26 protein-coding genes are annotated in these 25,243 nt (G+C 73.2%); 14 read left to right on the forward strand and 12 right to left on the reverse strand.

Annotation, left to right across the window (positions count from 1 at the left end):
* Positions 1-33: 33 nt before the first annotated feature.
* Both ACQPYE_RS20035 and ACQPYE_RS20040 read right to left on the reverse strand, forming a co-directional pair.
* A complete protein-coding gene (locus ACQPYE_RS20035) occupies positions 34-1,320 on the reverse strand; it encodes a M20/M25/M40 family metallo-hydrolase (protein ID WP_498713307.1) in 1,287 nt (428 codons plus the stop codon).
* The gene (locus tag ACQPYE_RS20040; RefSeq protein WP_498713309.1) at positions 1,313-2,140 is read right to left on the reverse strand and encodes a M55 family metallopeptidase; all 828 of its coding nucleotides are present in this window, start codon (positions 2,138-2,140) and stop codon (positions 1,313-1,315) included. Before ACQPYE_RS20040 ends, ACQPYE_RS20035 begins: the two co-directional genes overlap by 8 nt.
* 130 nt (positions 2,141-2,270) lie before the next feature.
* Between ACQPYE_RS20040 and ACQPYE_RS20045 the strand changes: the two genes are divergently transcribed.
* Genes ACQPYE_RS20045 through nikE form a run of 4 tightly spaced genes read left to right on the forward strand, consistent with a single transcriptional unit; the run spans position 2,271 to position 7,436 of the window.
* Positions 2,271-4,016: an ABC transporter substrate-binding protein gene (locus ACQPYE_RS20045; protein WP_498713311.1), complete on the forward strand. Its 1,746-nt coding sequence runs from the start codon at positions 2,271-2,273 to the stop codon at positions 4,014-4,016.
* Positions 4,013-4,969, forward strand: a complete 957-nt coding sequence (locus tag ACQPYE_RS20050; RefSeq protein ID WP_498713313.1) for an ABC transporter permease — start codon at positions 4,013-4,015, stop codon at positions 4,967-4,969. The genes ACQPYE_RS20045 and ACQPYE_RS20050 overlap by 4 nt, the downstream gene beginning before the upstream one ends.
* The gene (locus tag ACQPYE_RS20055; RefSeq protein WP_498713315.1) at positions 4,966-5,850 is read left to right on the forward strand and encodes an ABC transporter permease; all 885 of its coding nucleotides are present in this window, start codon (positions 4,966-4,968) and stop codon (positions 5,848-5,850) included. Before ACQPYE_RS20050 ends, ACQPYE_RS20055 begins: the two co-directional genes overlap by 4 nt.
* Positions 5,847-7,436, forward strand: coding sequence for a nickel ABC transporter ATP-binding protein NikE (gene nikE, locus ACQPYE_RS20060; protein WP_498713317.1), 1,590 nt, complete (start codon positions 5,847-5,849; stop codon positions 7,434-7,436). Before ACQPYE_RS20055 ends, nikE begins: the two co-directional genes overlap by 4 nt.
* Here nikE and ACQPYE_RS20065 read toward each other — a convergent pair.
* From ACQPYE_RS20065 to ACQPYE_RS20090, 6 genes are all read right to left on the reverse strand, one after another.
* Positions 7,391-8,212: an SDR family NAD(P)-dependent oxidoreductase gene (locus ACQPYE_RS20065; RefSeq protein ID WP_498713319.1), complete on the reverse strand. Its 822-nt coding sequence runs from the start codon at positions 8,210-8,212 to the stop codon at positions 7,391-7,393. The two genes, nikE and ACQPYE_RS20065, sit on opposite strands and share 46 nt — an antisense overlap.
* A 245-nt stretch (positions 8,213-8,457) precedes the next feature.
* Positions 8,458-8,958 carry a winged helix-turn-helix transcriptional regulator gene (locus tag ACQPYE_RS20070; RefSeq protein WP_498713320.1) on the reverse strand — a complete coding sequence of 167 codons (501 nt, stop codon included), beginning with the start codon at positions 8,956-8,958 and terminating at the stop codon, positions 8,458-8,460.
* 4 nt (positions 8,959-8,962) lie between these two features.
* A complete protein-coding gene (locus ACQPYE_RS20075; protein ID WP_498713322.1) occupies positions 8,963-10,174 on the reverse strand; it encodes an acyl-CoA dehydrogenase family protein in 1,212 nt (403 codons plus the stop codon).
* Positions 10,174-11,181: a phosphotransferase family protein gene (locus ACQPYE_RS20080; protein WP_498713324.1), complete on the reverse strand. Its 1,008-nt coding sequence runs from the start codon at positions 11,179-11,181 to the stop codon at positions 10,174-10,176. The genes ACQPYE_RS20075 and ACQPYE_RS20080 overlap by 1 nt, the downstream gene beginning before the upstream one ends.
* A complete protein-coding gene (locus ACQPYE_RS20085; RefSeq protein WP_498713327.1) occupies positions 11,178-11,819 on the reverse strand; it encodes an HAD family hydrolase in 642 nt (213 codons plus the stop codon). The genes ACQPYE_RS20080 and ACQPYE_RS20085 overlap by 4 nt, the downstream gene beginning before the upstream one ends.
* 116 nt (positions 11,820-11,935) lie before the next feature.
* Positions 11,936-12,460, reverse strand: a complete 525-nt coding sequence (locus ACQPYE_RS20090) for a DUF6886 family protein (protein WP_498713329.1) — start codon at positions 12,458-12,460, stop codon at positions 11,936-11,938.
* Positions 12,461-12,523: 63 nt separating this feature from the next.
* Here ACQPYE_RS20090 and ACQPYE_RS20095 point away from each other — a divergent pair, with 63 nt between their 5' ends.
* A complete protein-coding gene (locus ACQPYE_RS20095; protein ID WP_498713331.1) occupies positions 12,524-12,649 on the forward strand; it encodes a hypothetical protein in 126 nt (41 codons plus the stop codon).
* A 37-nt stretch (positions 12,650-12,686) separates the two neighbouring features.
* Here the strand turns inward: ACQPYE_RS20095 and ACQPYE_RS20100 are convergent, their stop codons facing one another.
* On the reverse strand, positions 12,687-13,121 hold the full coding sequence (locus ACQPYE_RS20100; protein WP_498713333.1) for an Hsp20/alpha crystallin family protein: 435 nt from the start codon (positions 13,119-13,121) through the stop codon (positions 12,687-12,689).
* Positions 13,122-13,233: 112 nt separating this feature from the next.
* Between ACQPYE_RS20100 and ACQPYE_RS20105 the strand changes: the two genes are divergently transcribed.
* A complete protein-coding gene (locus ACQPYE_RS20105; RefSeq protein ID WP_498713335.1) occupies positions 13,234-13,803 on the forward strand; it encodes an HSP18 transcriptional regulator in 570 nt (189 codons plus the stop codon).
* Positions 13,804-14,134: 331 nt separating this feature from the next.
* Here ACQPYE_RS20105 and ACQPYE_RS20110 read toward each other — a convergent pair whose 3' ends face one another.
* On the reverse strand, positions 14,135-15,043 hold the full coding sequence (locus ACQPYE_RS20110; RefSeq protein WP_498722951.1) for a S66 peptidase family protein: 909 nt from the start codon (positions 15,041-15,043) through the stop codon (positions 14,135-14,137).
* A 68-nt stretch (positions 15,044-15,111) separates the two neighbouring features.
* Positions 15,112-17,043 carry a prolyl oligopeptidase family serine peptidase gene (locus tag ACQPYE_RS20115; RefSeq protein ID WP_498713337.1) on the reverse strand — a complete coding sequence of 644 codons (1,932 nt, stop codon included), beginning with the start codon at positions 17,041-17,043 and terminating at the stop codon, positions 15,112-15,114.
* A 128-nt stretch (positions 17,044-17,171) separates the two neighbouring features.
* On the opposite strand from ACQPYE_RS20115, the gene ACQPYE_RS20120 reads away from it, so the two are divergent.
* From ACQPYE_RS20120 to ACQPYE_RS20155, 8 genes are all read left to right on the forward strand, one after another.
* Positions 17,172-17,738, forward strand: coding sequence for a DUF3090 domain-containing protein (locus ACQPYE_RS20120; protein ID WP_498713339.1), 567 nt, complete (start codon positions 17,172-17,174; stop codon positions 17,736-17,738).
* A gap of 29 nt (positions 17,739-17,767) precedes the next feature.
* Positions 17,768-18,541 (forward strand): SCO1664 family protein, encoded by a 774-nt coding sequence (locus tag ACQPYE_RS20125; protein WP_498713341.1) that lies wholly within the window; start codon positions 17,768-17,770, stop codon positions 18,539-18,541.
* 110 nt (positions 18,542-18,651) lie between these two features.
* Positions 18,652-19,125 (forward strand): GNAT family N-acetyltransferase, encoded by a 474-nt coding sequence (locus ACQPYE_RS20130; RefSeq protein WP_498713343.1) that lies wholly within the window; start codon positions 18,652-18,654, stop codon positions 19,123-19,125.
* Positions 19,125-19,886, forward strand: coding sequence for an aminoglycoside phosphotransferase family protein (locus ACQPYE_RS20135; protein ID WP_498713345.1), 762 nt, complete (start codon positions 19,125-19,127; stop codon positions 19,884-19,886). The genes ACQPYE_RS20130 and ACQPYE_RS20135 overlap by 1 nt, the downstream gene beginning before the upstream one ends.
* 37 nt (positions 19,887-19,923) lie before the next feature.
* Positions 19,924-20,730: a DUF3097 domain-containing protein gene (locus ACQPYE_RS20140; protein ID WP_498713347.1), complete on the forward strand. Its 807-nt coding sequence runs from the start codon at positions 19,924-19,926 to the stop codon at positions 20,728-20,730.
* A gap of 41 nt (positions 20,731-20,771) precedes the next feature.
* Positions 20,772-21,197: an NfeD family protein gene (locus ACQPYE_RS20145; protein WP_498713349.1), complete on the forward strand. Its 426-nt coding sequence runs from the start codon at positions 20,772-20,774 to the stop codon at positions 21,195-21,197.
* A 16-nt stretch (positions 21,198-21,213) separates the two neighbouring features.
* Positions 21,214-22,422, forward strand: a complete 1,209-nt coding sequence (locus tag ACQPYE_RS20150) for an SPFH domain-containing protein (protein ID WP_498713351.1) — start codon at positions 21,214-21,216, stop codon at positions 22,420-22,422.
* A 189-nt stretch (positions 22,423-22,611) separates the two neighbouring features.
* Complete coding sequence (locus tag ACQPYE_RS20155; RefSeq protein ID WP_498713353.1) at positions 22,612-23,577, forward strand: hypothetical protein; 966 nt, start codon at positions 22,612-22,614, stop codon at positions 23,575-23,577.
* Positions 23,578-23,676: 99 nt separating this feature from the next.
* Here the strand turns inward: ACQPYE_RS20155 and ACQPYE_RS20160 are convergent, their stop codons facing one another.
* Positions 23,677-25,053 carry an amidase gene (locus tag ACQPYE_RS20160; RefSeq protein ID WP_498713355.1) on the reverse strand — a complete coding sequence of 459 codons (1,377 nt, stop codon included), beginning with the start codon at positions 25,051-25,053 and terminating at the stop codon, positions 23,677-23,679.
* Positions 25,054-25,243: the final 190 nt, after the last annotated feature.

The following is a 25,243-nucleotide window of genomic DNA, read 5'->3' on the forward strand; positions in this document are numbered from 1 at the left end:
GGGGATACGCGGGCCGACCCACCCGATCGGGTGTTACGAGGACAGGAACCGGTCGAGCACGCGGGCGCCGAAGCGGAGCCCTTCCACGGGGACGCGCTCGTCCACGCCGTGCGGCATGGCGCGGTAGTCGTAGCCGGGCGGCAGGAACAGCGGGGCGAAGCCGTAGCAGTCGATGCCCAGCCGGCTGAACGCCTTGGCGTCCGTGCCGCCGCCCATGCAGTAGGGCACGACCACGGCCTCGGGGTCCTCCGCGCGCAGTGCCGCGGCCATGGCGTCGAACCACGGCGAGTCGATCGGCGCCTGCACGGGCGGTTCGTCGGCGATGGACTCGCGCCGCACGTCCGCGCCGAGGGCTTCGTCGATCGCGGCCAGCAGCTCGTCCACGGTGCCGGGCAGGGTGCGCACGTCCAGTTCGGCGGTGGCGCTGCCGGGGATCACGTTCACCTTGTACCCGGCGTCCAGCACGGTGGGCGTGACGCTGTTGCGGACGGTGTTCTCGACCAGCCTCGCGGCGGCGCCGAACCGGGCGATGGTGGCGTCGACGTCGGACAGGTCGACCGGCACGTCGAGCGCGGCTCCGACCCGTTCGATGAACGCCCGCACGGTGGGGGTCAGCCGCACCGGGTGCCGGAGGGCGGTGACGCGGGTGAGCGCGGCGAGGAGCTTGACCACGGCGTTGTCGTCGTTGCGGCGTGAGCCGTGCCCGGCGCGCCCGGTGGCGGTGAGCCGCAGGTGGGAGGTGCCGCGTTCGGCCGTGCCGATGGGGTAGACGCGCCGGTCGCCGACGGGGTAGGAGTAGCCGCCGGACTCGCCGATCGCGGTGGTGCAGCCGGCGAAGAAGTCGGCGTGGTGCTCGACGAGCCAGTGCGCGCCGAACTCGCCGCGGTCCTCCTCGTCGGCGACGAACGCGAGCACGATGTCGCGGCGCGGCCGGCGGCCCTCGCGGGACCAGTCGCCCAGCACGGCCAGGACCATCGCGATCATGTCCTTCATGTCGACCGCGCCGCGACCCCACAGGTAGCCGCCCTGCTGGATCCCGGCGAACGGCGGCACGCTCCACTCGGCGGCGTCGGCGGGCACCACGTCCAGGTGCGCCTGCACGAGCAGCGCGGGCAGGCCGGGGTCCGCGCCGGGCACGCGGGCCAGCACGTTGCCCCGGCGTGGCGCCGGTTCGAGCACGGTGGCGGGCACGCCGATGGCGTCCAGGTGCGCCGCGACGAACTCGGCGGCCTCCCGTTCGCCGGCGGACTCGCCGCCGCCGCGGTTGGTGGTGTCGAACCGCAGCAGCGCCGCGCACAGGTCGACGACATCCTCAGCCATATATCCCCTCAACTGCGGACGCCGCGATCGCGGTGACGACCTTGAACGCCTGCATCGCCAGCGTCATGGACGCCGCGTCGAACCCGACCCGGCGCGCTCCGACCTGCTCCACCGTAGGGACCACCGCCGCGGCGGCGGCCAGGTGGGTGGCGTCGAACTCCACTTCGACCCGGTGCGGCGCGACCGCGCCCGGCGCCCGGCCGGCACGGCTCATGGCCGCGCGGGCGGCCTCGGCGATCAGTTCGGAGGTCACCGAGGGGGGCGAGCAGACGGCGGCGTAGCGGCTGACGCACTCCTTGACGGCGACGAACCCGGCGCCCGGCGCGTAGTCGCGGGCGTCGTCGCAGGCCTTGTCGTCACCGGTCACGAGCAGCACGGGGACTCCGTGCTCGGCGGCCAGCGCGGCGTTGAGCCTGCCCTCGCTCGCGGGCACGCCGTCCAACCACACCCCGGTGATGGAGTTCTCCAGGTAGGTGTGGGCGAGGACGCCCTCCTGGCCCGCGCCCGCGTGGTAGCCGAGGAACACCACGCCGGCCACGCCGGAGTCGACGCCCTGCATCATCGACAGCGGCTTGTGCCGCCCGGTGAGCAGCCGGGCGCGGGTGTCGAGGTCCTCCAGCAGGAGGTTGCGCTGCGACGAGTGGGCCTCGTTGACGAGCACGTCGGTCGCGCCGCCCGCGTGCAGGCCCGCGACGCAGGCGTTGACGTCGCCGGTGAACAGCCGGCGGAACCGCTGCCACTGCTCGGTCTGCGGGACGACGTCGGCGGTCCAGGTGACCCCCGTCGCCCCTTCCATGTCCGCCGAGATCAAGATCCGCATGCGCTCACCGTACCGAGGTGATGTCGGTTCTTGACGTGTGCCACGGCGCAGTGGTTACTTCTTGACTTCCACTCACGGGCAGGAGGCGGTCACTGTGGGTATCCGACGATTCGGCGCGGTCACGGCGGCGATGACTTTGGTGGTTCTGCTCGCGCCGACCCCGGCGCAGGCGCAACAGGCGGTGACCTTGCGGGTGGCGATCACCCAGCAGGTGGATTCGCTCAACCCGTTCCTGTCGATCTTCCAGGCGGGCACCGAGGTCGGCAGGCTGATGTACGACTACCTGACCGCCTACGACGTGAGGGACCAGCGCCCGGTGGCGGGCCTGGCCGACCGGTGGGAGTCCTCCGAGGACCGGCTGACGTGGACGTTCCACGTGCCGGAGGGCAGGAAGTGGTCCGACGGGCAGCCGATCACCGCCGAGGACGTCGCGTTCACCTACGACCTGATGATGCGCGACGAGACCGCCGCCACCGCCAACGGCAGCTTCACCGCCGAGTTCGAGTCGGTGACCGCGACCGACGACCGCACGCTGGTGATCAGGACCAAGCAGCCGCAGGCGACCATGCTCGCGCTGGACGTGCCGATCGTGCCCGAGCACGTGTGGTCGCAGGTCGCCGACATCGGCGAGTACCGCAACGACCACACCCCCGTGGTGGGCAGCGGGCCGTTCGTCCTGACCGAGTACCGGGCCAACGAGTTCATCCGGTTCAAGGCGAACAAGGACTACTGGCGCGGCGCGCCCAAGTACGACGAGCTGACGTTCAGCTACTACAAGACCGCCGACGCCGCCGTGCAGGCGTTGGGCAAGGGCGAGGTCGACCTGGTCAACCGGATGGGGCCCGCCCAGTTCGACTCGCTCAAGGACGAGGACGGCATCACCCGCAACCAGGCGCAGGGCCGCCGCTTCAACGAGATCGTGATCAACTCGGGGGCGGCGACGCGCACCGGCGAGCCGATCGGCGACGGGCACCCGGCGTTGAAGGACGTCGTGGTGCGCCGGGCGATCGCCAAGTCGCTGGACCTGGACGCGATCATCGCCAAGGTCAACGGCGGCTACGCGCAGCGCGGCACCGGACCGATCCCGCCGGTGTTCCCCGACTACCACCTCAAGCCCGAACCGGTGCGCCCCCACGACCCGGCGGCGGCCAACGCCGACCTCGACCAGGCGGGCTACGCGCGCGGCGCCGACGGCATCCGCGTCTCGCCGCAGGGCAGGCGGATGGAACTGCGGCTGCTCGGGCACGCCGGCCGCGCCTACGACGAGCAGACCGGCGAGTTCGTCAAGCGGTCGCTGGCCGAGCTGGGCATCGTCGTCGACGTGCGGATCGTGTCGGACAACCAGCTCAACGAGGCCGGCACGGCCGGGACGTTCGACCTGCAGTTCTCCGGCTGGGGCACCAACCCCGACCCGGACTTCATCCTCTCGCTGCACACGTGCGGCCAGCGTCCCAACGCCGACGGCAAGGGCGGCACCACCGACACGTTCTTCTGCGACCCGGAGTACGACGCCCTGTACGCGCGGCAGCGCACCGAGTTCGACCCGGCCAAGCGGCGCGAGCTGGTGCTGAAGATGCAGCAGCGGTTCTACGACCAGGTGCCCGCCGTGGTCCTGGGCTACGACAACGCGCTGGAGGCCTACCGCAGCGACAAGTTCGCCTCGTTCCCCGTGCAGCCCGACCCGGGCGGCGTGATCATGGCCCAGAACGGCGTGTGGGGCTACTACGGCGCGACGCCCGTGACGGCGACGGGCGGCGACACCGGGTCCGGCACCGGGCTCGTGCTCGGCGTCGTCGGCGGCGCGTTGATCGTGCTGGTCGGCGGCGCGTGGCTGATGGGCCGGCGGCGCGGGCTGCGCGCGGAGGACCGCGAGTGATCCGGCACCTGGCGGGCAAGGTCGGCGGCGCGCTGGTCAGCCTGCTGTTCGTGGTGACGCTGGGGTTCCTGCTGTTCCGGGTGATCCCCGGCGACCCGGTGGTCGCGATGACGCGGGGCCGCCCGGTGACCGGCGACCAGCTCGCCGAGCTGCGCGCGCGGCTGGGCGTGGACGAACCGCTGGACGAGCAGTTCGTCGACTACCTCGCCGCGGCGCTGCGCGGCGACTTCGGCACCTCCTACGTCTACAGCAGGCCGGTGCTGGAGCTGATCGGCGAACGGCTGTGGCCCACCGTGCTGCTGACCGGCACGTCGACCGTGCTGGCCGTGACGATCGGGCTGTGGCTGGGCATCCGGGGCGCGTGGCGGCGCGGGTCGCGGTCGGACCGGGTCTCCACCGGGCTGGCGCTGGCGCAGTGGGCGATGCCGACGTTCTGGCTGGGCATGCTGCTGTCGCTGGCGACCGGCGACCTGTTCCCCAGCGGCGGGATGCGGTACCCGGACACGCCGCCGGACTTCCCGTCGCAGGCGTTGGACGTCGCCCACCACATGGTGCTGCCGTGCCTGACCATGATCGCGGTGGTCTACGCGCAGTACCTGCTGGTGATGCGGTCCTCGTTGCTGGAGGAGATGCACGCCGACTACCTGACCACGGCGCGGGCGAAGGGGCTGCGCGACGACCTGGTGCGTCGGCGGCACGCGGTGCCCAACGCGCTGCTGCCGACCGTGACGCTGGTGTTCCTGCACCTGGGGCTGGTGGTGTCGGGCGCGATCACGGTGGAGACGGTGTTCTCCTGGCCCGGGCTGGGGCTGTTGACCTACGAGGCGCTGACCGGGCCCGACCTGCCGCTGCTGCAGGGCACGTTCGTGGTGCTGGCGGGAGCGGTGATCGCCATGAACGTGGTCGCGGACCTGCTCTACCGGGTCCTGGACCCGCGGGTGCGTGCGTCGTGACGGCCATCGCGTGGCAGCGGCGACGGGCCGCGGCGCGGGCGACGTGGCGGGAGTTCGCCTCCCAGCGCGGCGGCCTGGTCGGGCTGATCGGGTTGGCGGTGATCGCGGCGCTGGCGGTGCTGGCCCCGCTGGTGACCGACACGTCGGGGCTGGACGTGACGCGGGTGACCGCCCGGCCGTGGCAGCCGCCGTCCCCGGAGCACTGGCTGGGCACGGACCACAACGGGCGCTCGGTGCTGCTGCTGACGTGGTGGGGCACCCGGATCTCGCTGGTCGTGGGACTCGCGGCCACGGTGTTGTCGGTGCTGATCGGCACCGTGGTCGGGATCGTGGCGGCGCACTTCGGCGGGTGGGTGTCGGCGGTGCTGATGCGGTTCACCGACTTCTTCCTGGTGCTGCCGTCGTTGGTGCTGGCGATCGCGCTGTCGACGGTCCTGCCGCGCGGGCTGGGCACGATCGTGCTGGCGATCGGGGTGACGTCGTGGCCGGCGACGGCGCGGCTGGTGCGGGCGCAGACCCTGGCGGTGGAGGCGCGCCCGTTCATCGAGCGGTCCCGCGCGCTGGGCGGCGGGCACGCGCACGTGATCGGGCGGCACGTGCTGCCCGCGGTGCTGCCGCTGGTGTTCGTGAACACGACGTTGACGGTGGCCAGCGCGATCGTGGCCGAGTCGACCCTGTCGTTCCTGGGGTTGGGCGACCCGACCCGGGTGTCGTGGGGGTCGCTGCTGCACGCGGCGAACATGCACGGCGCGGTGTCGCAGCGGGCGTGGTGGTTCCTGGTGCCGCCGGGGCTGGGCGTGGTGTGCGTGGTGCTGGCGTTCACGCTGTGCGGGCGGGCCCTGGAGACGGTGCTCAACCCGCGGCTGAAGGGGGAGCGGTGAGCAGCCTGCTGGAGTTGCGCGACCTGAGCGTGCACTACCGGACCGCGCGCGGCGAGGCCACCGCGGTGCGGTCGGTGTCGCTGGCGTTGCAGGCGGGGCGGACGCTGGGGCTGGCGGGGGAGTCGGGGTGCGGCAAGTCGACCGTGGCCATGTCGGTGCTGCGGTTGCTGCCGCGCAACGCCCGGGTCGAGGGTCAGGTGCTGCTCGACGGCGAGGACGTGCGGGACATGTCGTGGGGCCGGCTGCGGGCGGTGCGGTGGGCGGCGGCGTCGGTGGTGTTCCAGGGCGCGATGCACGCGTTGAACCCGGTGCACCGGGTGGGCGAGCAGATCGCCGAGCCGATGCGGCTGCACGGCGTGAGCGGGTCGGTGTCGGCGCTGCTGGAGCAGGTGGAGCTGCCCGCCCGGACGGCCCGGGCGTACCCGCACGAGTTGTCGGGTGGGCAGAAGCAGCGGGTGATGATCGCGATGGCGCTGGCGTGCGAACCGCGCCTGGTGATCGCGGACGAGCCGACCACGGCGCTGGACGTGGTGGTGCAGGCGCAGGTGCTCGACGTGCTCAAGCGGCTGGTGTCCGAGCGCGGGATCGGGCTGGTCATGATCAGCCACGACCTGTCCGTGCTGGCCTCGACGTGCGACCGGCTGGCCGTGATGCGGCACGGGCAGGTGGTGGAGGAGGGTCCGGCGCGGGAGGTGATCGCGTCGCCGGCCCACCCGCACACGCAGGCGTTGGCGGCGGCGTTCCCGACCGTGGGCGATCCGGCGTCGCGGCACGTCACGCCGTCGGAGGTCGCCCCGGACGGGCCGGTGCTGCTGCGGGCCGAGGGCGTGCGGGTGTCCTACGGCGCGACGGAGGCCGTGGCCGGGGTGGACCTGGAGGTGCGGGCGGGCGAGATCGTCGCGCTCGTCGGCCAGTCCGGTTCGGGCAAGACGACGCTGGCCCGCACGTTGCTGGGCCTACGGCGCCCCACTGCCGGGCGGGTGCTGTTCGACGGCGTCGAACTCCCCCGGTCGGCGTCGGGGCTGCGCGCGTACCGGCGGCAGGTGCAGCTGGTGCTGCAGGACCCGACCAGCGCGTTGAACCCGCGGCACTCGGTGTACGAGGCGGTCGCGGAGGGGCTGCGCATCCACCGGGTGCCCGGCGACGAGGCCGCGCGGGTCGCCGAGGCGTTGTCGCAGGCGGAACTGCGGCCGCCGGAGCTGTTCTTCCCGTCGTTGCCGCACGAGCTGTCGGGTGGTCAGCGCCAACGCGTGGTGATCGCGGGCGCGTTGGCGCTGGGCCCGCGGCTGCTGGTCGCCGACGAGCCGGTGGCGTCGCTGGACGCCTCCGTGCGCGGCGAGATCCTGGCGTTGCTGCTGCGGTTGCGCCGCGAGCTGGACCTGGCCGCCCTGGTGATCACCCACGACCTCGGCCTGGCGTGGACGATCGCCGACCGGGTCGCCGTCATGTACCGGGGCGAACTGGTGGAGCAGGGCACGGTGGAGCAGGTGCTGCTGTCGCCGCGGCACGACTACACGCGCACCCTGCTCGCGGCCGTGCCTCACGACCAGCGCAGCACCCGGCCGAACTGGACCAACTCGCCGTAGTGCTCCCGGCGGCGCGCCCCGAGCGCCAGGTCGAGCAGCCGTTCCGCCGCCTCGGCCGGTTCGGCCGCGCCGCTCATCCCGGCGAACCAGGGCCGTGAGGCGTCGGTGTCGACGAGACCGGGGCAGACGGCGGCGATCAGCGTGCCGGTGGCCGTGTCGGTGTCACGGCGACCGGCCGCGACCGCGCGCACGGCGGCGACCTGGCCGATCTTGGACGGGATGTTGATCCAGTCCGGCCAGCCCCGGTCGGTCGCCGTGCCGTCGAGGACGGCGTCGCGCCAGGCGAGCACCGTGGCGTCGACGTCGTCCAGAGACCGTGCGGCGAAGTGCTCGTGCAGGTGCGGGGGCAGGTGGCGGACGGTGCCGAAGGAACTGGCCACCACCAGCAACGCGCCGCCCGGGCGCAGCAGTGGCGTGAACGCGCGGAGCACGTGCGTGGTGCCCAGGTTGTTGACGGTGACGAAGGGGTCGACCTGGTCGCTCCACGGCGTGCCGGGGCTGAGCCGGGCGGCGGCGTTGGAGAACACCACGTCCACACCTCCGTGCCGTTCGCGCAGGTCGTCGGCGAAGGAGGCGACGGCCTGCCCGTCGCCGACGTCCAGCACGCGGGTCCGGACGGCGTCGTGGCCGAGACGTGCCGCGGCAGCCTCGACCCGCCCCTCGTCGCGACCGGTGAGGTAGACGAAGTCGGATGGGCCGGCTCGGCGGGCGAGCCCTTCGACGAGGGCGAACCCCAGGCCCTGGTTGGCTCCGGTGACGACGGAAACGCGACTCATGTCAGTCATGATCACGCAGGCCCAGGAACCAAACGGTTCCCACACCTCATCGCCCTGACCTGCGCCTTTCTTGACCACCGACTTCACGATCGAGTGATCCTGCATCCGACCATCAACGAAAACGGCGTTACCGTCGACCTGAAACGTCGGTTGAAACAACGAGGCCGGCAACCAACCCCTGCCTTGCCCCGACCTCCGCACCGATCCCGACCTGATCTGACCTGACCTCCAGGCCAGCAGCCGACCTATCCGGCAGCCCTCGACCCCGCTGCGTGCTGCCGGTCATCCCGCGGCCGAACTGTCGGCTCGCCCTGCGGCTGAGCCATGGGTCCGCCCTGCGGCCCGGCCTGACGCCCCGGATCGGGCACACCGGCGCCATCGAGCACGTCACCGCCATCGAGCACGTCGGGGTCCCGGCTGTCGGGGTCGCGCCTGGCGTCGAGCAGCTCGCCGGTGTGCTCCTCCGCCCACGCCGCGAGCGCGCGCACGGGCGTGAGCAGCGATCGGCCGAGACCGGTCAGCTCGTGGTACCCGTCCGCGCTCGTCAGCAGCCCGTTGCCGCGCAGCCGGGCCAGGGTCTGGGTGAGCATCTTGTTGCTGATGCCGCCGATCCGGTCCAGCAGCTCCCCGTACCGCAGCGGCCCGTCGCCGAGGGCGACGACGACCACCACCGACCAGGTGTGGCCGACGACTTCGAGGGTCGTGCGGGCGGGGCAGTCGGCGAGGAACACGTCGAAATCGCTCACCCCGTCACAGGTACCGCTTCAGCTCCCGCTTCGCCAACGACATCCGGTGCACCTCGTCCGGGCCGTCGGCCAGGCGCAGGGTCCGCGCCGCGGCCCACAGCTCGGCCAACGGGAAGTCCTGGCTCACGCCGCCCGCGCCGTGCGCCTGGATCGCCTTGTCCAGCACCCACTCGGCCATGAGCGGCGTGCCGATCTTGATGGCCTGGATCTCGGTGTGCGCGCCCTTGTTGCCGACGGTGTCCATCAGCCACGCCGTCTTGAGCACCAGCAGCCTGGCCTGCTCGATCCGCACCCGCGACTCGGCGATCCACTCCTGCACGACGCCCTGGCGCGCGATCGGTTGGCCGAACGCGACGCGCGAGATCGCGCGGCGGCACATGAGTTCCAGCGCGCGTTCGGCGATGCCGATCAGCCGCATGCAGTGGTGGATGCGGCCGGGGCCGAGGCGGGCCTGGGCGATCGCGAAGCCCTCGCCCTCGCCGGCGATCAGGTTGTCGGCGGGCACCCGGACGTTGTCGAAGACGATCTCGGCGTGCCCGCCGTGGGATGCGTCGGTGTAGCCGAACACGTGCATGCCGCGCTTGACGTGCACGCCCGGCGTGTCGCGCGGGACCAGGATCATCGCCTGCTGGCGGTGCCGTTCGGCGTCGGGGTCGGTCTTGCCCATCACGATGAAGATCGCGCAGTGGGGGTTCATCGCGCCCGACGACCACCACTTGGTGCCGTTGACGACGTACTCGTCGCCGTCGCGGGTGACGCTGGTGGCGATGTTGGTGGCGTCGGAGGACGCGACGTCCGGCTCGGTCATGCAGAACGCCGACCGGATCTCGCCGTCGAGCAGGGGCCGCAGCCACTGCTTCTTCTGCTGCTCGGTGCCGAACATCGCCAGCACCTCCATGTTCCCGGTGTCCGGCGCGGCGCAGTTGAGCGCTTCCGGCGCCAGGTGCGGGCTGCGGCCGGTGATCTCGGCCAGCGGCGCGTACTGCAGGTTCGTCAGGCCGCCGCCGTGCTCGGGGTCGGGCAGGAACAGGTTCCACAGCCCCTGCCTGCGCGCCTCGGCCTTCAGCTCCTCCAGCACCGCCGGGCGCGCCCACGGGTCCTCGGCGTCGGCCAACTGCCGTTCGGCGACCGGCTCGGCGGGGTAGACGAACTCGTCCATGAACCGCAGCAGCGTGGCACGCAGTTCCTCGGTCTTGGCGTCGTAGGCGAAGTCCATCAGTGCTCCCCTGAGCTCGCGGCGAGTCCCTGCCGGACCAGCGGCAGGGTGAGTTGGCCGATCTGGTCGAACCCCGCTCCCACGGTCTTGCCGTGGGTGAAGCGGAAGTGGATGCCTTCGAGGATCACGGCGAGCTTGAAGTAGGCGAACGCCGTGTACCAGGCCAGACCGCCGGTGTCGGCGCCGCTGCGCTCGGCGTAGCGGTGGACCAGCTCGTCGGTGCCGGCGAACCCGGGCAGCGTGGGCACGGTGCCGGTGATCGGGTCGTCGTCGCGCGCGCCGATGCCGTTCCAGTAGACGCACAGCAGGCCGACGTCGGCGAGCGGGTCGCCCAGCGTGGCCATCTCCCAGTCCAGCACCGCGCTGATGTCCAGCGGGTCCTCGGTGACCAGGACGTTGTCCAGCCGGTAGTCGCCGTGCACGATCGTGGCGCGGGCGGAGTCGGGCACGCTGTCGGCCAGCCGGTCGCGCAGCTCGTCGATACCGGGCAGCTCACGGCTGCGGGAGGCGTCGAGCTGCTTGCCCCAGCGGACGACCTGGCGCTTGAGGAAGCCGTCCGGTCGGCCGAAGTCGGTCAGGCCGACGTCCTCGGGGTCGACGGCGTGCAGGTCGGCGAGCACGTCGACCAGGCGTTCGGACAGGACGCGGGCCTTGTCCGGGCTGAGCCACGGGCACTGGTCGCGGTGCCGCAGCGCCACGCCGGGCACCTCTTCCATCAGGTAGAACGGCGCGCCGATGACGTCGGTGTCCTCGCAGAGCAGCTCCACCCTCGGCACCGGCACGGCGGTGTCGGCCAGGGCCTTGATCACCCGGTGTTCGCGGGACATGTCGTGCGCGGTGGCCAGCACGTGGCCCAGCGGCGGGCGGCGCAGCACCCAGCGCTCGCGGCCGTCGGTGACGCGGTAGGTCAGGTTGGACCGCCCGCCGGGGATCAGTTCGCCGGTCAACGGGCCGGTGCCGAGGTGCGTGGCGAGCCGGTCGAGGTCCAGGCCGGGTAGTTCGGTCATGCGGCGACTCCCCTGAGCTGGGCGATCACCGCGCGGGTCGTGTCGGCGTCGGTGTGCCGGTGGGCGTGCAGGCCGACCGCCTGCGCCGCTTCGACGTTGACCGGCGCGTCGTCGAAGAACACGCACCGGTGGGCGGGCAGGCCGATCTGGCCCAGAGTGTGCTGGAAGATGCGCGGGTCCGGCTTGCGCAGCCCGATCCGACCGCTGATCACGATCGTGTCGAACAGCTCGAGCAGCAGCTCTTCGGGATAGCCCTCGCCCCAGCTGTTGGACAGCAGCACGGTCCGCAGGCCGTCGGCGCGCAGTTCGCGGACCAGGTCGACCATCTCCGGGTCGGGGTGGGCGCTGCCGAACATGCGGCGCAGCAGGCCTTTCGACGCCACCTCGCGTCCGTCGAGGGTGATCAGCTCGGCGGCCAGGAGCGCCTCGAACTCGTCGGGGGTGAGCTCGCCGGTCTCCAGGCGTGCCACCGGGTTGTCGGGGACCGCGTCGCGGCCCATCCAGGTCCGGATGGTCCGGCCGTAGCGGTCCCGGTCGATGTTCTCCGAAGTCAGCCAGTCCTCGATGAAGGCAGGCACGGAGACCGTGAGCACGCCACCCCAGTCGAACACCACCGCGTCGATGCGCCGTTCGTCCACGTCGCGAGGGTACCGACCGGTCGGTATGTGGGCAACCCTGGTCCGCCCCCACTGCGGCGATCACGGCGACGGACCGGCACCGCTCGGGTCGGGCCAGATCGGTCAGGTCAGGCGGTTCAGGTCGGTTCGGGCAGGGCGTTGCGCAGGCGGATCCCGCTGAACCCGAGGGTGCTCGCGACCACCCGTCGCCAGAACGGCCACAGGTTGGGCATCAGCCGCAGTTCGATGCCGGCGGCCTCGTGCGACGCCAGCAGGTCGCCGGCCGGTTCGGGTGGGCCGAGCGGTTCGACCGGTTCGGTGGCCACGTGGGCGTTGGGCGGTTCGCCGAACGGCCGGAACGACCGCGCGTCGAACCGGTAGGCGTACAGGCGCGCGGCCTGCATCCGGCGCAGCCAGCCGAACTCGACCGCGTGGAGCCGCTCGACGCCCAGCCACGCCCGGTCTTCGGCGCTGGTGGTGGGCTCGACCCACGCCATCGCGCGTGGGCACTGGCGCGGGAACCAGTAGTCGGGCGCCCGTGCGTGGTCCACGGCCCACACGTACGCCTCGGGTTGTCGGGCCGTGGCGGCGACGTGCGGTTCGAACCGGGTGATCGTGGGGTCTTCGGAGAAGTGCAGCACTTCTCCCGGCGCCGGTCGCATGGTCGGCGATCCTGTCGGACGTCGACCGGCGCGCTCCACCCACTTCCGCTCGGTTCACGCCGGGTGCCGTCCGCGGTCGGCGGCGCGACGTTCGTGGACCGTCGTCGGTGGACCGTCGTCGGTGGAGCGGGTGCGGTGGGCACGACGTCGTGGTCGGTGGACGACGTGCACCGGGCCTACCTGCCGTAGACCCGGTGCACATCCGGTATCCGACGGCGTGGATGCGTCAGGCGTTGATCTCCTTCGGTGTGCCGTCGGTCTGGCCGATGGTGATCTTGCGCGGCTTCGCCTTCTCCGCGATCGGGATGCGCAGGGTCAGCACGCCGGAGTCGTAGTCGGCCTTGATCCGGTCGACGTCGAGCGAGTCGCCGAGGAACAACTGGCGCGAGAACACGCCGAGCGGCCGCTCGGACAGCTGCATCTCGACGTCGTCGGTGCGGTTGGGGCGGCGCTCGGCCTTGACCGTGAGCACGTTGCGCTCGACGTCGAGGTCGATGGCGTCCGGTGCGACACCGGGCAGGTCGAACTCCACCACGAACTCGTCCCCGGCGCGGTAGGCGTCCATCGGCATGGACGTGGGCCGCGACCAGGTGCCCGGTCCGGTGAAGAACTGCTGCGCCAGCCGGTCAAGCTCCCGGAACGGGTCCGTGCGCATCAACATCGGGAACACCTCCTGGTCTGTGTGGTCAATGCGCTGGTCATCGCGCTGTGCTTCAGTTCTACCATGTCGTCATCCGGTTGACAAGCTTTGATGTCATCGGTAAGTTGACGCCATGGCGATCGGGGATTACGAGACCGTCCGAGCGGCGGCGACCGGGGAAGAACTCAGTGCGGGGCAGGTGTTGTCCGCGCTGGTCCTCCTGCGGCGCTTGCGCGATGAGCTGGCCGGATGGGAACCACAGCTGATCGCCGCGGCACGTGAGCTGGGCACGAGCTGGGCCGAGCTGGCACCCGCCCTGGGGGTGGCCAGCAGACAGGCGGCGGAGCGCCGGTACCTGCGGCTGCGTCCGTCGGAGCTGGGCGCGACCGCCGAGGGCCGGGTGCGTGCCGAACGGGACAAGCGGGCGGCCGACCGCGCGGTGTCGCAGTGGGCGCGCGACAACGCCGCGTCACTGCGAAGCCTGGCCGGTCAGGTCGGTCGGATGGACGTCGTGGTGCGCGAGGCGTTGGCGGCGGACGACGCAGTGGCGCTGTTGGAGCCGTTGATGGCGGCGCTGGGCAAGATGCGGGCCAGTCACCCGCAGCTGGCCGAGGAGATCCAGGCCGTCGGCTACCAGGCGGAGGAGGTGCGACGCGACACCCAGACACTGCGGGACAACCAGACGCTCCGCGACAACCACTGACCACCACTGACCGGTCGCCCACGGCCTGATGGCGGGAGGCGCGGGCAGCTGCTCCGATGGCTCGGCCAACCCCGCCGAGCGCGCCAGGGAGCCTCGCGGGGTCGCGGGTCGCGCCCTTCGCCGGGCGACCTGATCGACTCGCCGGTCGGAGTCGTCGGTCCGGACGTCTCCGGTCCGACTGTCTTTGAACGTGGGTCAGGCGTGGGTCGGTTCGGTTGCCGGGGTCGGTGACGGGTCGGCTGTAGGCCCGGTCGTGGCCGACGGGATGGTGTGCGTGCCGGCAGGCGCGGTGACACGCGGGGCCGGCGGACGCGCGCGGCCTTCGGGTGGCCTATCCCAGGACGGTGACCACCCCGGAGTCGCCGTCGATCTCGACCGGCACGCCGAGTGGCACGGTGAGCTGGCCGTGGCAGTGCCCGAACCCGGCGTCGGCGACGATCGGCACGCCGAGCCCGCCCAGCCGGTCGGCGAGCACGGCGGACGGGTCGCCGCACCCCGTCCACGAGCCGAGGACGAGCCCGGCGACCTGGTCGAACCACCCGGATCGCAGCAGGCCGGTGAGCATCCGGTCGAGGCGGTAGGGCTCTTCGTTGACGTCTTCGAGCAGCACGACCGCACCGGGCGGTGGTGGTGGCGCGTCGAGGAGGCTGAGGTTGCCGCCGACGGCGACCCCGCGGGCGACACCGGGCGCCATGCCGACCCCTTGGTACGACGACACGCCGGTGAACAGGGCGGCGCGGAGCCGTTCGCGGGCCTCGGTGTCCTCGACGAACGCCCTGGTGCCGATCATCGGCCCGAACCAGGTGGGCACGCCGTGCGCCCAGAACCGCTCGTGCAGCACGGTGGTGTCGCTGGAGCCGAGGAACACCTTGCGACGCGCGCCACCGGCCGCAACGCCACCGCCGGCACCACCGGCCGGACCGACAGCGGCCGGACCGACGGCGACGGCCGCGATGGCGGTCCAGTCGACCAGGTCGACCATGCGCAGGCTGCCGTAGCCGCCCCGGGCGCACAGCACCCCGGCCACGGCCGGGTCCAGCCAGGCCCGTTCGAGCGAGTGGGCGCGGTCGGCGTCGTGGCCGGCGAGGTAGCCCAGCGTCGGGTGGACGTCCAGGGCGTGGGGGTCGATCCGCACGTCCAGGTCCCACGTGCGCAGCCACGCGGCGCCGGCGTCGAGGAGTTCGGCCGGGCACGGTCCGGCCGGGCTGACCACGACGACCCGGTCGCCCGGCCGCAGCAGCGCGGGTCCGGAGGCGGCGAGCCCGGAGACAACGTGCCCGGAGGCGGCGGCGTCCGGGGCGGAGGGCGTCACCGGCGCAGCTCCAGCACCGCGATCCCCTCGGGGGTGAAGCCGAACACCTGCCCGTAGAACGACAGCTCGGCCTCCAGCGCGGCGACGATGGTCTCGGCCTTGCGGAACCCGTGCTGCTCGCCCTCGAACGTGAGGTAGGCGTGCGGGATGCCGGTGCCGTCCAGCGCGGCGGCGAACCGGTCGGCCTGCTCGGGCGGGCAGATCTCGTCCTCCAGGCCTTGCAGCAGCAGCACCGGCCCGGCCAGCCGGTCGACGTGGTTGGCCGGCGACCGCTCGGCGTACCGGTCGGCCGCCGCGGGCCACGGCCCGACCAGGCCCTCGACGTAGCGGGACTCGAAGTCGTGGGTCTCCCCACCCTCGCCGGTCCACCCGGCCAGGTCCAGGATGGGGAACGCGACCATGCCGCACCGGTAGGTCTTCACCGAGGTCAGCGACGCGGCCGAGGTCCAGCCGCCGGCGCTGCCGCCGCGGATGGCGAGCCGGTCGCCGTCGGCGGCGCCGGAGTCGGCCAGGGCCTGGGCGACGGCGGCGCAGTCGTTGACGTCGACCACGCCCCACTGCTCGCGCAGCCGTTCGCGGAACGCCCGGCCGTAGCCGGTGGAGCCGCCGTAGTTGACCGCGACCACGCCGATGCCCCGGCTGGTCAGGTAGGCCAGCTCGGCGTCGAGCACGGGCGCCGACCGGCCGGTGGGCCCGCCGTGGACGTGCACGACGTAGGGCGGTTTCCCACCGTCGGGTCCGCTGAAGTCGGGGTTGCGGGGCGGGTAGACGTAGGCGGGGACATCGCCGTCGGGGCCGCGGAACACGCGTTTCTCGGGCACGGGCAGGTAGTCGACGGGCAACGGCGACTCGCCGGAGGTGTGCTCGGTGAGGACGCCGGTGGACAGGTCCAGCGACACCACGGCGGACTCGGCGAGCGGTCCGGCGGCACCGCTGACGACCACGCCGTCGTGCACGGCGAGGTGCGCGTGCCAGACGGGCAGGTCCACGTCGACGTCGGTGACGGTGCCGCTGCGCTCGTCGAGCACGGCCAGCGCGCCGGAGCGGAGCACGGCGTAGCGGCCGGGGCCGATGGCGGCGAACCAGCGGTTGCCCAGCCGCCACATCGGCCCGCCCAGCTCGGCGTCGCACGGCGCGAGGTTCTTGCGGGCGCCGTCCAGGCCGATGCGGAACAGGTTCCACCAGCCGTCGGGGTCGGTCAGCGCCAGCAGCGACGGCGGCCCGCCGTCCGCGGGCGTCTCCCACTCGACCTGGCACACGGCCTCGGTCACGCCGCCGGCCAGGACGCGGTGCTCCGCGGAGCCGACCTCGGCGACGCACAGCTCGGCGCCGTCCCACGGCAGGCGGGGGTGGTCCCAGCCGATCCAGGCGTAGTGGCGGCCGTCGGGCGAGAGCCGGGGCCCGGTCATGAAGTGGTGGCTCGCGGCGAGCACCCTGGGCTCGGAGCCGTCCAACGGCAGCGCGACCAGTTCGCGGCGGACGTCGGTGCGGGCGTCGCCGGTCACGGTCTCCCGCACGCACCACACCTCGGCGTGGTCCGGCCCGGCGGTGAGGTCGGCGTAGCGGTAGCCGTGCCGGCGCGGGGGCTCGGGGCTGAGCGGGACGGGCCGCGGGTCGTCGGGGTCGAACAGGTGGACGCGCTGGTCGTCCCAGTTGGTGAACGCCACGCGCGTCCCGTCGGGGGTGTCCAGCACGACCCACGGCCGGCCGCCGTACTCGTGGACGCGGTTGCGCGCGTTCCACGGCGGGGGCAGCAGGTCCTGCCCGTCGCGCACCAGCGCGACCCGGCCGCCCTCGGCGGGGCGTCCCTCGGCCCACCAGGGGCGACCGTCGTGCAGGTCGACCCAGTGCAGGCCCCCGCCGGCCGCGGCGGCGTCGGCCGCGTCGATGGGCGATGTCCACGTTCCGTACGGTGCGATCTTCACCACGCGGCGACCTTATCCGGGTGCGTGGTGGCCGGTCGGCGCCGATCGACCGGGAGTCGTGTTCGCCGGTCGTGGAAAAACGGGGGGCAGGGCTGCCGATCTTGCTCGCGTGGCCTAGGGTCGTCGTTGTCATGGCACGCGTCATCCACGTATTCCGCCAGCCCGACCGGTTCGTCGCCGGCACAGTCGGGCAGCCTGGCGAGCGCACGTTCTACCTGCAGGCCTCCGAGGAGGCCCGGCTGGTCAGCGTGGCGCTGGAGAAGCAACAGGTCGTCGTACTCGCCGAGCGCATCGGCTCGCTGCTGGAGGAGGTGCACCGGCGGTTCGGCGCGGAAGTGCCCGACGGTGTCCCCGAGGACCTCCGGGACACCGAACCCCTGGCGGTGCCGGTCGAGGAGGAGTTCAAGGTCGGCACGATGGGGCTGGGCTGGGACGCCGAGTCCAGCGCGGTGGTCATCGAACTGCTCGCGATCACCGAGGAGGAGGTCGACGAGGCGGTGGTGCTCGACGACACCGAGGAGGGTCCGGACGCGGTGAGGGTGTTCCTGAGCCCGGCGGAGGCGCGGGCGTTCGCCGAGCGCGCCGAGCGGGTGGTGCGCGCGGGCCGCAAGCCGTGTCCGCTGTGCGCCGAGCCGCTCGACCCCGAGGGGCACGTCTGCCCGCGGCAGAACGGCTACCGTCGTTCGGACGAGGGCTGAGCGCGGCGGTGGGTCCGGCTGACGACGGGGTGCTCGACTTACTGCGGCGTGGTCGCATCGAGGTCGAGGGCCGGCTGGTGGACGCGTCGAACGCGACGTTGTTCTGCGGCATCAGCCTCGACGGTGTGACCGCGCAGTGCGTGTACAAGCCGGTGCGCGGCGAGCGGCCGTTGTGGGACTTCCCCGACGGCACGCTGGCGGGCCGCGAGGTGGCCACCTACCTGGTGTCGGAGGCGTCCGGCGTGCACGTGGTGCCGCCGACGGTGCTGCGGGAGGGCCCGTTCGGGTCGGGCATGGTCCAGCTGTGGGTGGAGACCCGCGAGGACGACGACCTGGTGGACATCGTGCCGGTGGACGAGGTGCGGTCGGGGTGGCGTCCGGTGTTGCGGGCGCACGACCGGTACGGGGAGCCCGCGGTGCTGGCGCACGCCGACCACCCGCGGGTGCGGTTGATGGCGGCGTTCGACGTGGTGGTGAACAACGCCGACCGCAAGGGCGGTCACGTGCTGCACGCGCTGGACGGCGCGGTGTACGGGGTGGACCACGGGATCTGCCTGCACTCCGACGACAAGCTGCGCACGGTGTTGTGGGGCTGGTTGGGCGAGGAGCTGCCCGCGGAGGCGGTGGAGTCGCTGCGGCGGCTGCGGTCGCGGCTGGACGGGGAGCTGTCGGACCGGCTGCACGAGCACCTGACGCGCGCGGAGGTGCGGGCGTTGACCGAGCGGGTGGAGAAGCTGTTGGCGGCGGGGCTGTACCCGGCGCCGTCCGACGACTGGCCGGCGATCCCCTGGCCCGCGTTCTGACCTGGCCCGCGATCCCGTCGGGTGATCGCGCGGTGACCCTGGGCCGACCCGGTGGGCGGATCCGCGCCGGGACCTTCTGACGTCGCGGGTGCGTGCTGTCTACTTGCCGCGTGGACGTGGAACTGCGCGAGGTGACCGCTGCCGACGTGTTGGTGTTCTTCGATCACCAGCGCGATCCGGAGGCGGTGCGGATGGCCGCGTTCACCTCGGCGGACCCGTCGGACCGGGGGGCGTTCCTGGTGCGGTGGGCGCGGATCCTGGCCGACGACTCGGTGGCGGCGCGGACGGTGGTGTTCGGTGGCGACGTGGTGGGCCACGTGGGCAGGTTCCGCCGGTTCGGCGGGCCCGAGGTGACGTGCTGGATCGACCGCGAGCACTGGGGCAAGGGGTTGGCGACGGCGGCGTTGCGGCTGTTCCTGCTCGAGGAGCCGCTGCGTCCGCTGTACGCGCGGGCGGCGGTGGACAACCTGGGATCGCTGCGGGTGCTGGCGAAGTGCGGGTTCGTGGCGGTCGGCGAGGACGTGGGGTTCGCCGAGGGGCGTGGCGAGGACGTGGAGGAGTTCATCTTGAGGTTGGACGGCTGATGGCGTCGTTGCGGGAGCGCATGACGCGCCGCTTCGGCCCCGGTGTGGAGTCGTGGCTGGCCGGGGTGGACGGGCTGGTGGCGGGCTTGTGCCGGGACTGGAGCCTGGAGGTGGTGCGGCCGTTGTCCGGTGGCACGTCGCACGCGCTGCTGTGCACGCGCGGCGGGGAGCCGGTGGTGTTGAAGGTGACGCCGGAGCCGGCGATCGCGGCGCAGGAGCACGCGGCGCTGCGGGCGTGGGAGCCGTCGCCGAGGGTGGTGCGGGTGCTCCGGGCGGATCCGGCGCGGGGCGCGTTGCTGCTGGAAGGGCTGGTGCCGGGCACGCCCGCCTCGGACGGTCCGGGGTTGGTCGAGGTGCTGCGCGAGCTGCACGTCCCGCCGCGGGAGGGTTTCCCGCCGTTGAGCGAGCGGGTGGACTTCGTCTTCGGTGTGCTGCGCAGGCGGCACCCCGGCGATCACGACGCGGCGCACGCGCGGGCGGCGGAACTGGCCCGCGATCGGGTGACGGCGACGTTGCTGCACGGCGACCTGCACTTCCACAACGTGCTGGACGCGGGCGAGCGGGGGTTGGTGGCGATCGACCCGCGTCCGTGCGTGGGCGACCCGGCGTCGGACGCGGTGGATTTCGCCTACGCCTCGGACGACCTGCGCGCCGGTGTCGAGCGCTGGTCGGCGGTGGTGGACGGCGACCGGTTGGCGGCGTGGTGCGAGGTGTTCGCCGGGTTCTTCCCCGGGCACCCGTCGGTCCTCGGCACGGCGTAGCCGCGCCCGTCGGCGCCGGGAGGTAACGTCGCCGGCCGTGCGATCACACGACTACGGCCGCGACGTGCTGTCGGGCCGCAAGCGCAGGACGGTGCCCGAGGTGGTGGCCGAGGTCGGGCTGGTGGCGGAGGACCCCGCGTCGGGGTTCTGCGGCGCGGTGGTGCGGTTCGAGCACGGGCAGGTGGTGCTGGAGGACCGGCAGGGCCGGCGCCGGCTGTTCCCGCTGCGCCCGGCGGGGTTCCTGGTCGACGGGCAGCCGGTGACGCTGGTGCGGCCCGCCCCGGCCGCGGCGAGGCCCGCGCGGACGGCGTCGGGGTCGGTGAAGGTCGAGGGGCTGCGTGCCCGCACGGCCCGCGACAGCCGGATCTGGGTGGAGGGCCTGCACGACGCGGAGCTGGTGGAGCGGGTGTGGGGGCACGACCTGCGGGTGGAGGGCGTCGTGGTCGAGCCGCTGGACGGGGTGGACGTGCTGGCCGACCGGGTCGCGGAGTTCGGCACGGGGCCGGGCCGGCGGCTGGGTGTGCTGGTGGACCACCTGGTGGCGGGCAGCAAGGAGTCGCGGCTGGTCTCGGCGATCCGGGACGAGGCCGTGCTGGTCACCGGTCACCCGTACGTGGACGTGTGGCAGGCGGTGAAGCCCGCGTCGGTGGGGATCGCGGCGTGGCCGGTGGTGCCGCGCGGGGTGCCGTGGAAGGAGGGCGTGTGCGCCGCGCTCGGCTGGGGTGAGCCGTACGAGGGGTGGCGTCGGGTGTTGGCGGGGGTGTCGGGGTTCCGGGACCTGGAGACGCCGTTGATCGGCGCGGTGGAGCGGTTGATCGACTTCGTGACCGAGCCCGTGGCCTGAAAAGGGCACCCCGCGCACGCCGGAAGTGCGAGGATGGGGGTGTGGCCGCGCTGATCTGGTTGGTCCTCGGGGTCGTCCTGGTGGCGGCCGAGATCCTGTCGGGCGACTTCGTGCTGGTCATGCTGGGTCTGGCCGCGTTCGGCGCGGCGGGGGCGTCGGCGTTGGGCGCGGATGTGGTGATCAGCGGGATCGTGTTCGGCCTGGTGTCGTTGGGGCTGGTGGTGGGCGCGCGGCCCGCGATCAGGCGCCGGATGGCGCTGGGCCAGGGGCACAGGTCGGGCGTCGAGGCGCTGGTGGGCAGCACGGCCGTCGTCGTGTCCACTGTGGACGCCCACGGCGGTAGGGTGCGGATCGGCGGCGAGGTGTGGTCGGCGCGGTCGTTGGACCGCGAGACGATCGAGCCGGGTGCCGAAGTCACTGTTGTCGAGATCTCGGGCGCGACCGCAGTGGTGCTGTCCGGGGCCTGAGTGGAGGCTGGGAGAGTTGACCACCACGTTGATCGTCATCGCGGTCCTGGTGCTGTTCGTGCTGGTAGTCACCGTGAAGTCGGTGCTGGTGATCCCGCAGGCCACGGCCGCGGTGATCGAGCGGCTGGGCCGGTACCGCACGACCGCCGCGCCGGGGTTGAACATCCTGGTGCCGTTCTTCGACCGGGTGCGGGCGCGGATCGACCTGCGCGAGCAGGTGGTGTCGTTCCCGCCGCAGCCGGTGATCACCCGGGACAACCTGACGGTGTCGATCGACACGGTGGTCTACTTCCAGGTGACCGATCCGCGCGCGGCGGTGTACGAGATCTCGAACTACATCGTGGGTGTGGAGCAGTTGGCGACCACGACGCTGCGCAACCTGGTGGGCGGGATGAGCCTGGAGGAGACGCTGACCTCCCGTGACCAGATCAACAACCAGTTGCGCGGTGTGCTGGACGAGGCGACGGGCCGTTGGGGCATCCGGGTGGCGCGGGTGGAGTTGAAGGCGGTCGACCCGCCGCCCTCGATCCGGGACTCGATGGAGAAGCAGATGCGCGCGGACCGGGAGAAGCGCGCGATGATCCTCAACGCGGAGGGTCAGCGGGAGGCGGCGATCAAGTCCGCGGAGGGGCAGAAGCAGGCCCAGATCCTGTCGGCGGAGGGCGCGAAGCAGGCCGCGATCCTGGGCGCGGAGGCGGAGCGGCAGGCGGCGATCCTGCGGGCGCAGGGTGAGCGGGCGGCGCGGTACCTGCAGGCGCAGGGCCAGGCGAAGGCGATCGAGAAGGTGTTCGCGGCGATCAAGGCGGGCAAGCCGACGCCGGAGGTGCTGGCCTACCAGTACCTGCAGACGTTGCCGCAGATGGCGCAGGGCGACGCGAACAAGGTGTGGCTGGTGCCGTCGGACTACGGCAAGGCGCTGGAGGGTTTCGCGAAGATGCTGGGCGCGCCGGGCGAGGACGGTGTGTTCCGCTACGAGCCGCCCGCCTACGAGCAGCCGGTGACGTCGTCGCCGGAGCAGGACGACGCGTCGGTGGCGGAGTGGTTCGACACGGCGCCGGACCCGGCGGTGGCCGAGGCGGTGCGCGCGGCGGAGGCGGTGGCGCGCAAGGAGGTGCCGGGTCCGTTGGAGCACGGCGCGGTGCAGCGCGGGGTGGAGCGCGGCACGCTGGGGTCGGGTCCGGTGGCGCGCGAGGTGGGGGCCGGGGAGCCGGGGCCGCTCGGGTGATCGGCTGTCGGTGATCGGCTGTCGGCGGGTCCGGGCGTGCCGGGTTCGGCCGTAGTGATCTTGGACGCAGTGGTGGGGCGTCGGCGGTGGTCGCTGGCGCCCCTTTCGCGTGGTCGGGGCGGGTGATCGCGCCGACGGCGGTGCGGGCGGGGTCTCGTCGGGCGGGTGGGTGTGCGGTTGGATGTCGCGGTGGACGCTTTACCCGGTCGTGCGGCGGCCGCGCTGGCCCGTGTCGACGTGCCGTGGCCGGCGCGGTGGGACGAGTTGGCGTCGGTGGTGGCGGAGCTGTCGGAGCTGGTGCGGGGTGGGCCGGGCGCGCGGGTGGTGGCGCGGGAGCTGGCCGAGGTGCTGGTGGGCGCCGCGCAGGGTGGTGCGCAGCGGGCGGCGTTGGCCGGGTTGGTGGATCGGGTGTTGGACCTGCACGCGGTGGCGTGCGCGGCCGAGCCGTCGGTGGACGGCCGGGAGTTGGCGGCGTGGTTGTTGTGGTTGCAGACGGGGTTCGCCGAGCCGCCGGAGGTGCGGTTGGCGGCGTACGCGTCGGCGTTGGGCGAGGACGGGTTGGCGTTCTACCGGGCGGAGGCGGTGGCGCGGTTCGAGCGGTTGCCGGTGATCGGGTTCGGGGAGACCGGCCGGTACGACCGGGAGCGGTGGGCGTTGCTGCGGGTGGTGGAGGAGTTGGCCGAGCACAGCGGTGACGTGGACCTGCAGGTGTTGGTGTTGTCGCGGGACCTGTCGTCGGGGTGGCACTACCTGCAGGTGGCGACCGTGCTGCGGGACGCGGGGCGGTCGGCGGAGGCGGTGGCGTGGGTGGAGCGGGGTCTGGCGGCGACGGGCGGGCGTGGCGCGGCGACCCGGTTGGTGGACCTGGGGGTGGACGAGTGCCTGCGCGCGGGGTGGGCGGAGCGGGCGGTGGGGTTGCGGCGGCGGGCGTTCCTGGCGCACCCGACGTGGGAGTCCTACACGCGGTTGCGGTCGGTGGCGTCGTCGTCGGGTGGGTGGCCGGCGGTGCGCGAGGAGGTGCTCGGGCTGGTGGCCGAGGCCGGGGACGACGTGCTGCGGCAGGTGGTGGCGGGTGAGTCGGCCGAGGTGTCCGGTGGTCCGGCGCCGGAGTGGCTGCGGCGGTTGCGGGCGGAGTTGGCGCGGCGGGAGCGGTGACCGGCATGTCCCGAGCGTTGAACTCGGGGTCCTGAACGTAGGACACGGTCGTTGCGAACGTAGGACACGCGGGCTCTGAACGTAGGACTCGCGCGGGGGTCAGGGGTGGGCCGGTGGGCGGCGGTCGGCCCAGGGGCGGGCGCGTTCGAGTTGGCCGGCGGCGGTGAGGATGGTGTGGTCGTCGTCGGTGGTGGCGACGAGCTGCACGGCCAGGGGCAGGCCGGTGCGGGTGTGGCCGGCGGGGACGGACGCGGCGGGATTGCCCGTGATGTTCCACAGGGGCAGGAACGTGGTCATGCGGGCGGCGGCGAGCAGCGCGGCGAGGGCGGGGCGGCGGCGCCACTCGCCCACGCGCAGGGGCGGCCGGGTGAGCACGGGGGTGAGCAGCAGGTCGTGGTGGTCGAAGAGCCGGTTGGCGTGGTCGGTGAGCTTCGCGGTCCGGGCGAGGGCGGCGCGCACGGCGGGCGCGGGCAGGGAGCGGCCGAGGGCGGCGACGGCGCGGGTGCGGGCGTCGAGCCGGTCGGGTCGGTCCAGGGCCTGTTCGGTGGTGGCGGCGCTGTGCAGGTAGCGGGCGGCGAGCACGGCGGGTCCGGTGACGTCGTGCAGGTCGGGGTCGACGCGGGTGACGTCGTGGCCGAGGTCGGCGAGCAGGCCGGCGGTGTCGAGGACGGCGTCGCGGACTTCGGGGTCCACGGGGATGCCGCGGCCCCAGGGGCGCAGGGACACGGCGACGCGCAGGGTCCGGGTGGCGGTGACGGCGGCGGTGTGGTCGTGGCCGGGCGCGAGGACGTCGAGGAGCAGGGCGGCGTCGGCGACGTGGCGGGTGATGGGTCCGGCGGCGACCAGGCCGTGCCAGACGTCGCGGTCGGGGGCGAGGGACACGTGGTCGCGTTGCGGTTTGAGGCCGAACAGCCCGGTGCAGGCGGCGGGGATGCGGATGGAGCCTGCGCCGTCGGTGCCGATGGCGGCGCCGACGAGGCCGGCGGCGACGGCGGCGGCCGATCCGCCGCTGGACCCGCCGGGTGAGTGCTCGGCCGACCAGGGGTTGCGGGTGGCGCCGGCCCAGGTGGACTCGGTGTAGGGCCACAGGCCGAGTTCGGGCATGCGGGTGCGGCCGACGATGACGGCGCCGGCGGCGCGCAGGCGGCGGACGATCTCGGAGTCGTCGGGCGCGGTGGTGTCGACGGCGGCGGTGCCCTTGGTGGTGGGCAGGCCGGCGATGGCGAGGTCTTCCTTGACCGCGACGGGCACGCCGAGCAGGGGCGCGTGCTCGCCTCGGGCGAGGCGGGCGTCGGCGTGGTCGGCGTCGGCGAGGGCGCGGTCGGTGAACACGAGCCGGAACGCGTTGAGGGTCCGGTCGTGCCGGTCGATGCGGCGCAGGCACTCGGCGACGAGGGCGCGTGAGGTGAGCGCGCCGGAGCGCAGCAGTTCGGCCTGTCGGGCGGCGCCCGCGAAGCACGCGTCGGTCAGGTCCATGAGCGGACTCTAGGGCAGGAGCGGGAGCAGGAGGATCGCCGGCCAGGGTCGGTCGGCGTCCCGCGGCCGGCGCGGGTGGTGCGGGGTGGGAGCCGGTGCGGGTGGCGCGTCGGGGGTCGGTTCCCGGTGTCCGATGCTCCGCTCGGGCGCGGGTCCCGGCGTCGGCCACGAAGCGGTGACGGGAAGTACG

It is taken from the genome of Actinosynnema sp. CA-299493 (assembly GCF_050946825.1).
Taxonomy (GTDB): domain Bacteria; phylum Actinomycetota; class Actinomycetes; order Mycobacteriales; family Pseudonocardiaceae; genus Actinosynnema.

Excerpts from the sequence above, each read along its gene's own strand:
- ACQPYE_RS20065 (WP_498713319.1), bottom strand. The coding sequence starts at position 8,212 with ATGAGTCGCGTTTCCGTCGTCACCGGAGCCAACCAGGGCCTGGGGTTC.
- ACQPYE_RS20100 (WP_498713333.1), bottom strand. The coding sequence starts at position 13,121 with ATGTTGATGCGCACGGACCCGTTCCGGGAGCTTGACCGGCTGGCGCAG.
- ACQPYE_RS20105 (WP_498713335.1), top strand. The coding sequence starts at position 13,234 with ATGGCGATCGGGGATTACGAGACCGTCCGAGCGGCGGCGACCGGGGAA.
- ACQPYE_RS20040 (WP_498713309.1), bottom strand. The coding sequence starts at position 2,140 with ATGCGGATCTTGATCTCGGCGGACATGGAAGGGGCGACGGGGGTCACC.
- ACQPYE_RS20120 (WP_498713339.1), top strand. The coding sequence starts at position 17,172 with ATGGCACGCGTCATCCACGTATTCCGCCAGCCCGACCGGTTCGTCGCC.
- ACQPYE_RS20135 (WP_498713345.1), top strand. The coding sequence starts at position 19,125 with ATGGCGTCGTTGCGGGAGCGCATGACGCGCCGCTTCGGCCCCGGTGTG.
- ACQPYE_RS20080 (WP_498713324.1), bottom strand. The coding sequence starts at position 11,181 with ATGACCGAACTACCCGGCCTGGACCTCGACCGGCTCGCCACGCACCTC.
- ACQPYE_RS20075 (WP_498713322.1), bottom strand. The coding sequence starts at position 10,174 with ATGGACTTCGCCTACGACGCCAAGACCGAGGAACTGCGTGCCACGCTG.
- ACQPYE_RS20160 (WP_498713355.1), bottom strand. The coding sequence starts at position 25,053 with ATGGACCTGACCGACGCGTGCTTCGCGGGCGCCGCCCGACAGGCCGAA.
- ACQPYE_RS20035 (WP_498713307.1), bottom strand. The coding sequence starts at position 1,320 with ATGGCTGAGGATGTCGTCGACCTGTGCGCGGCGCTGCTGCGGTTCGAC.
- ACQPYE_RS20045 (WP_498713311.1), top strand. The coding sequence starts at position 2,271 with ATGACTTTGGTGGTTCTGCTCGCGCCGACCCCGGCGCAGGCGCAACAG.
- ACQPYE_RS20090 (WP_498713329.1), bottom strand. The coding sequence starts at position 12,460 with ATGCGACCGGCGCCGGGAGAAGTGCTGCACTTCTCCGAAGACCCCACG.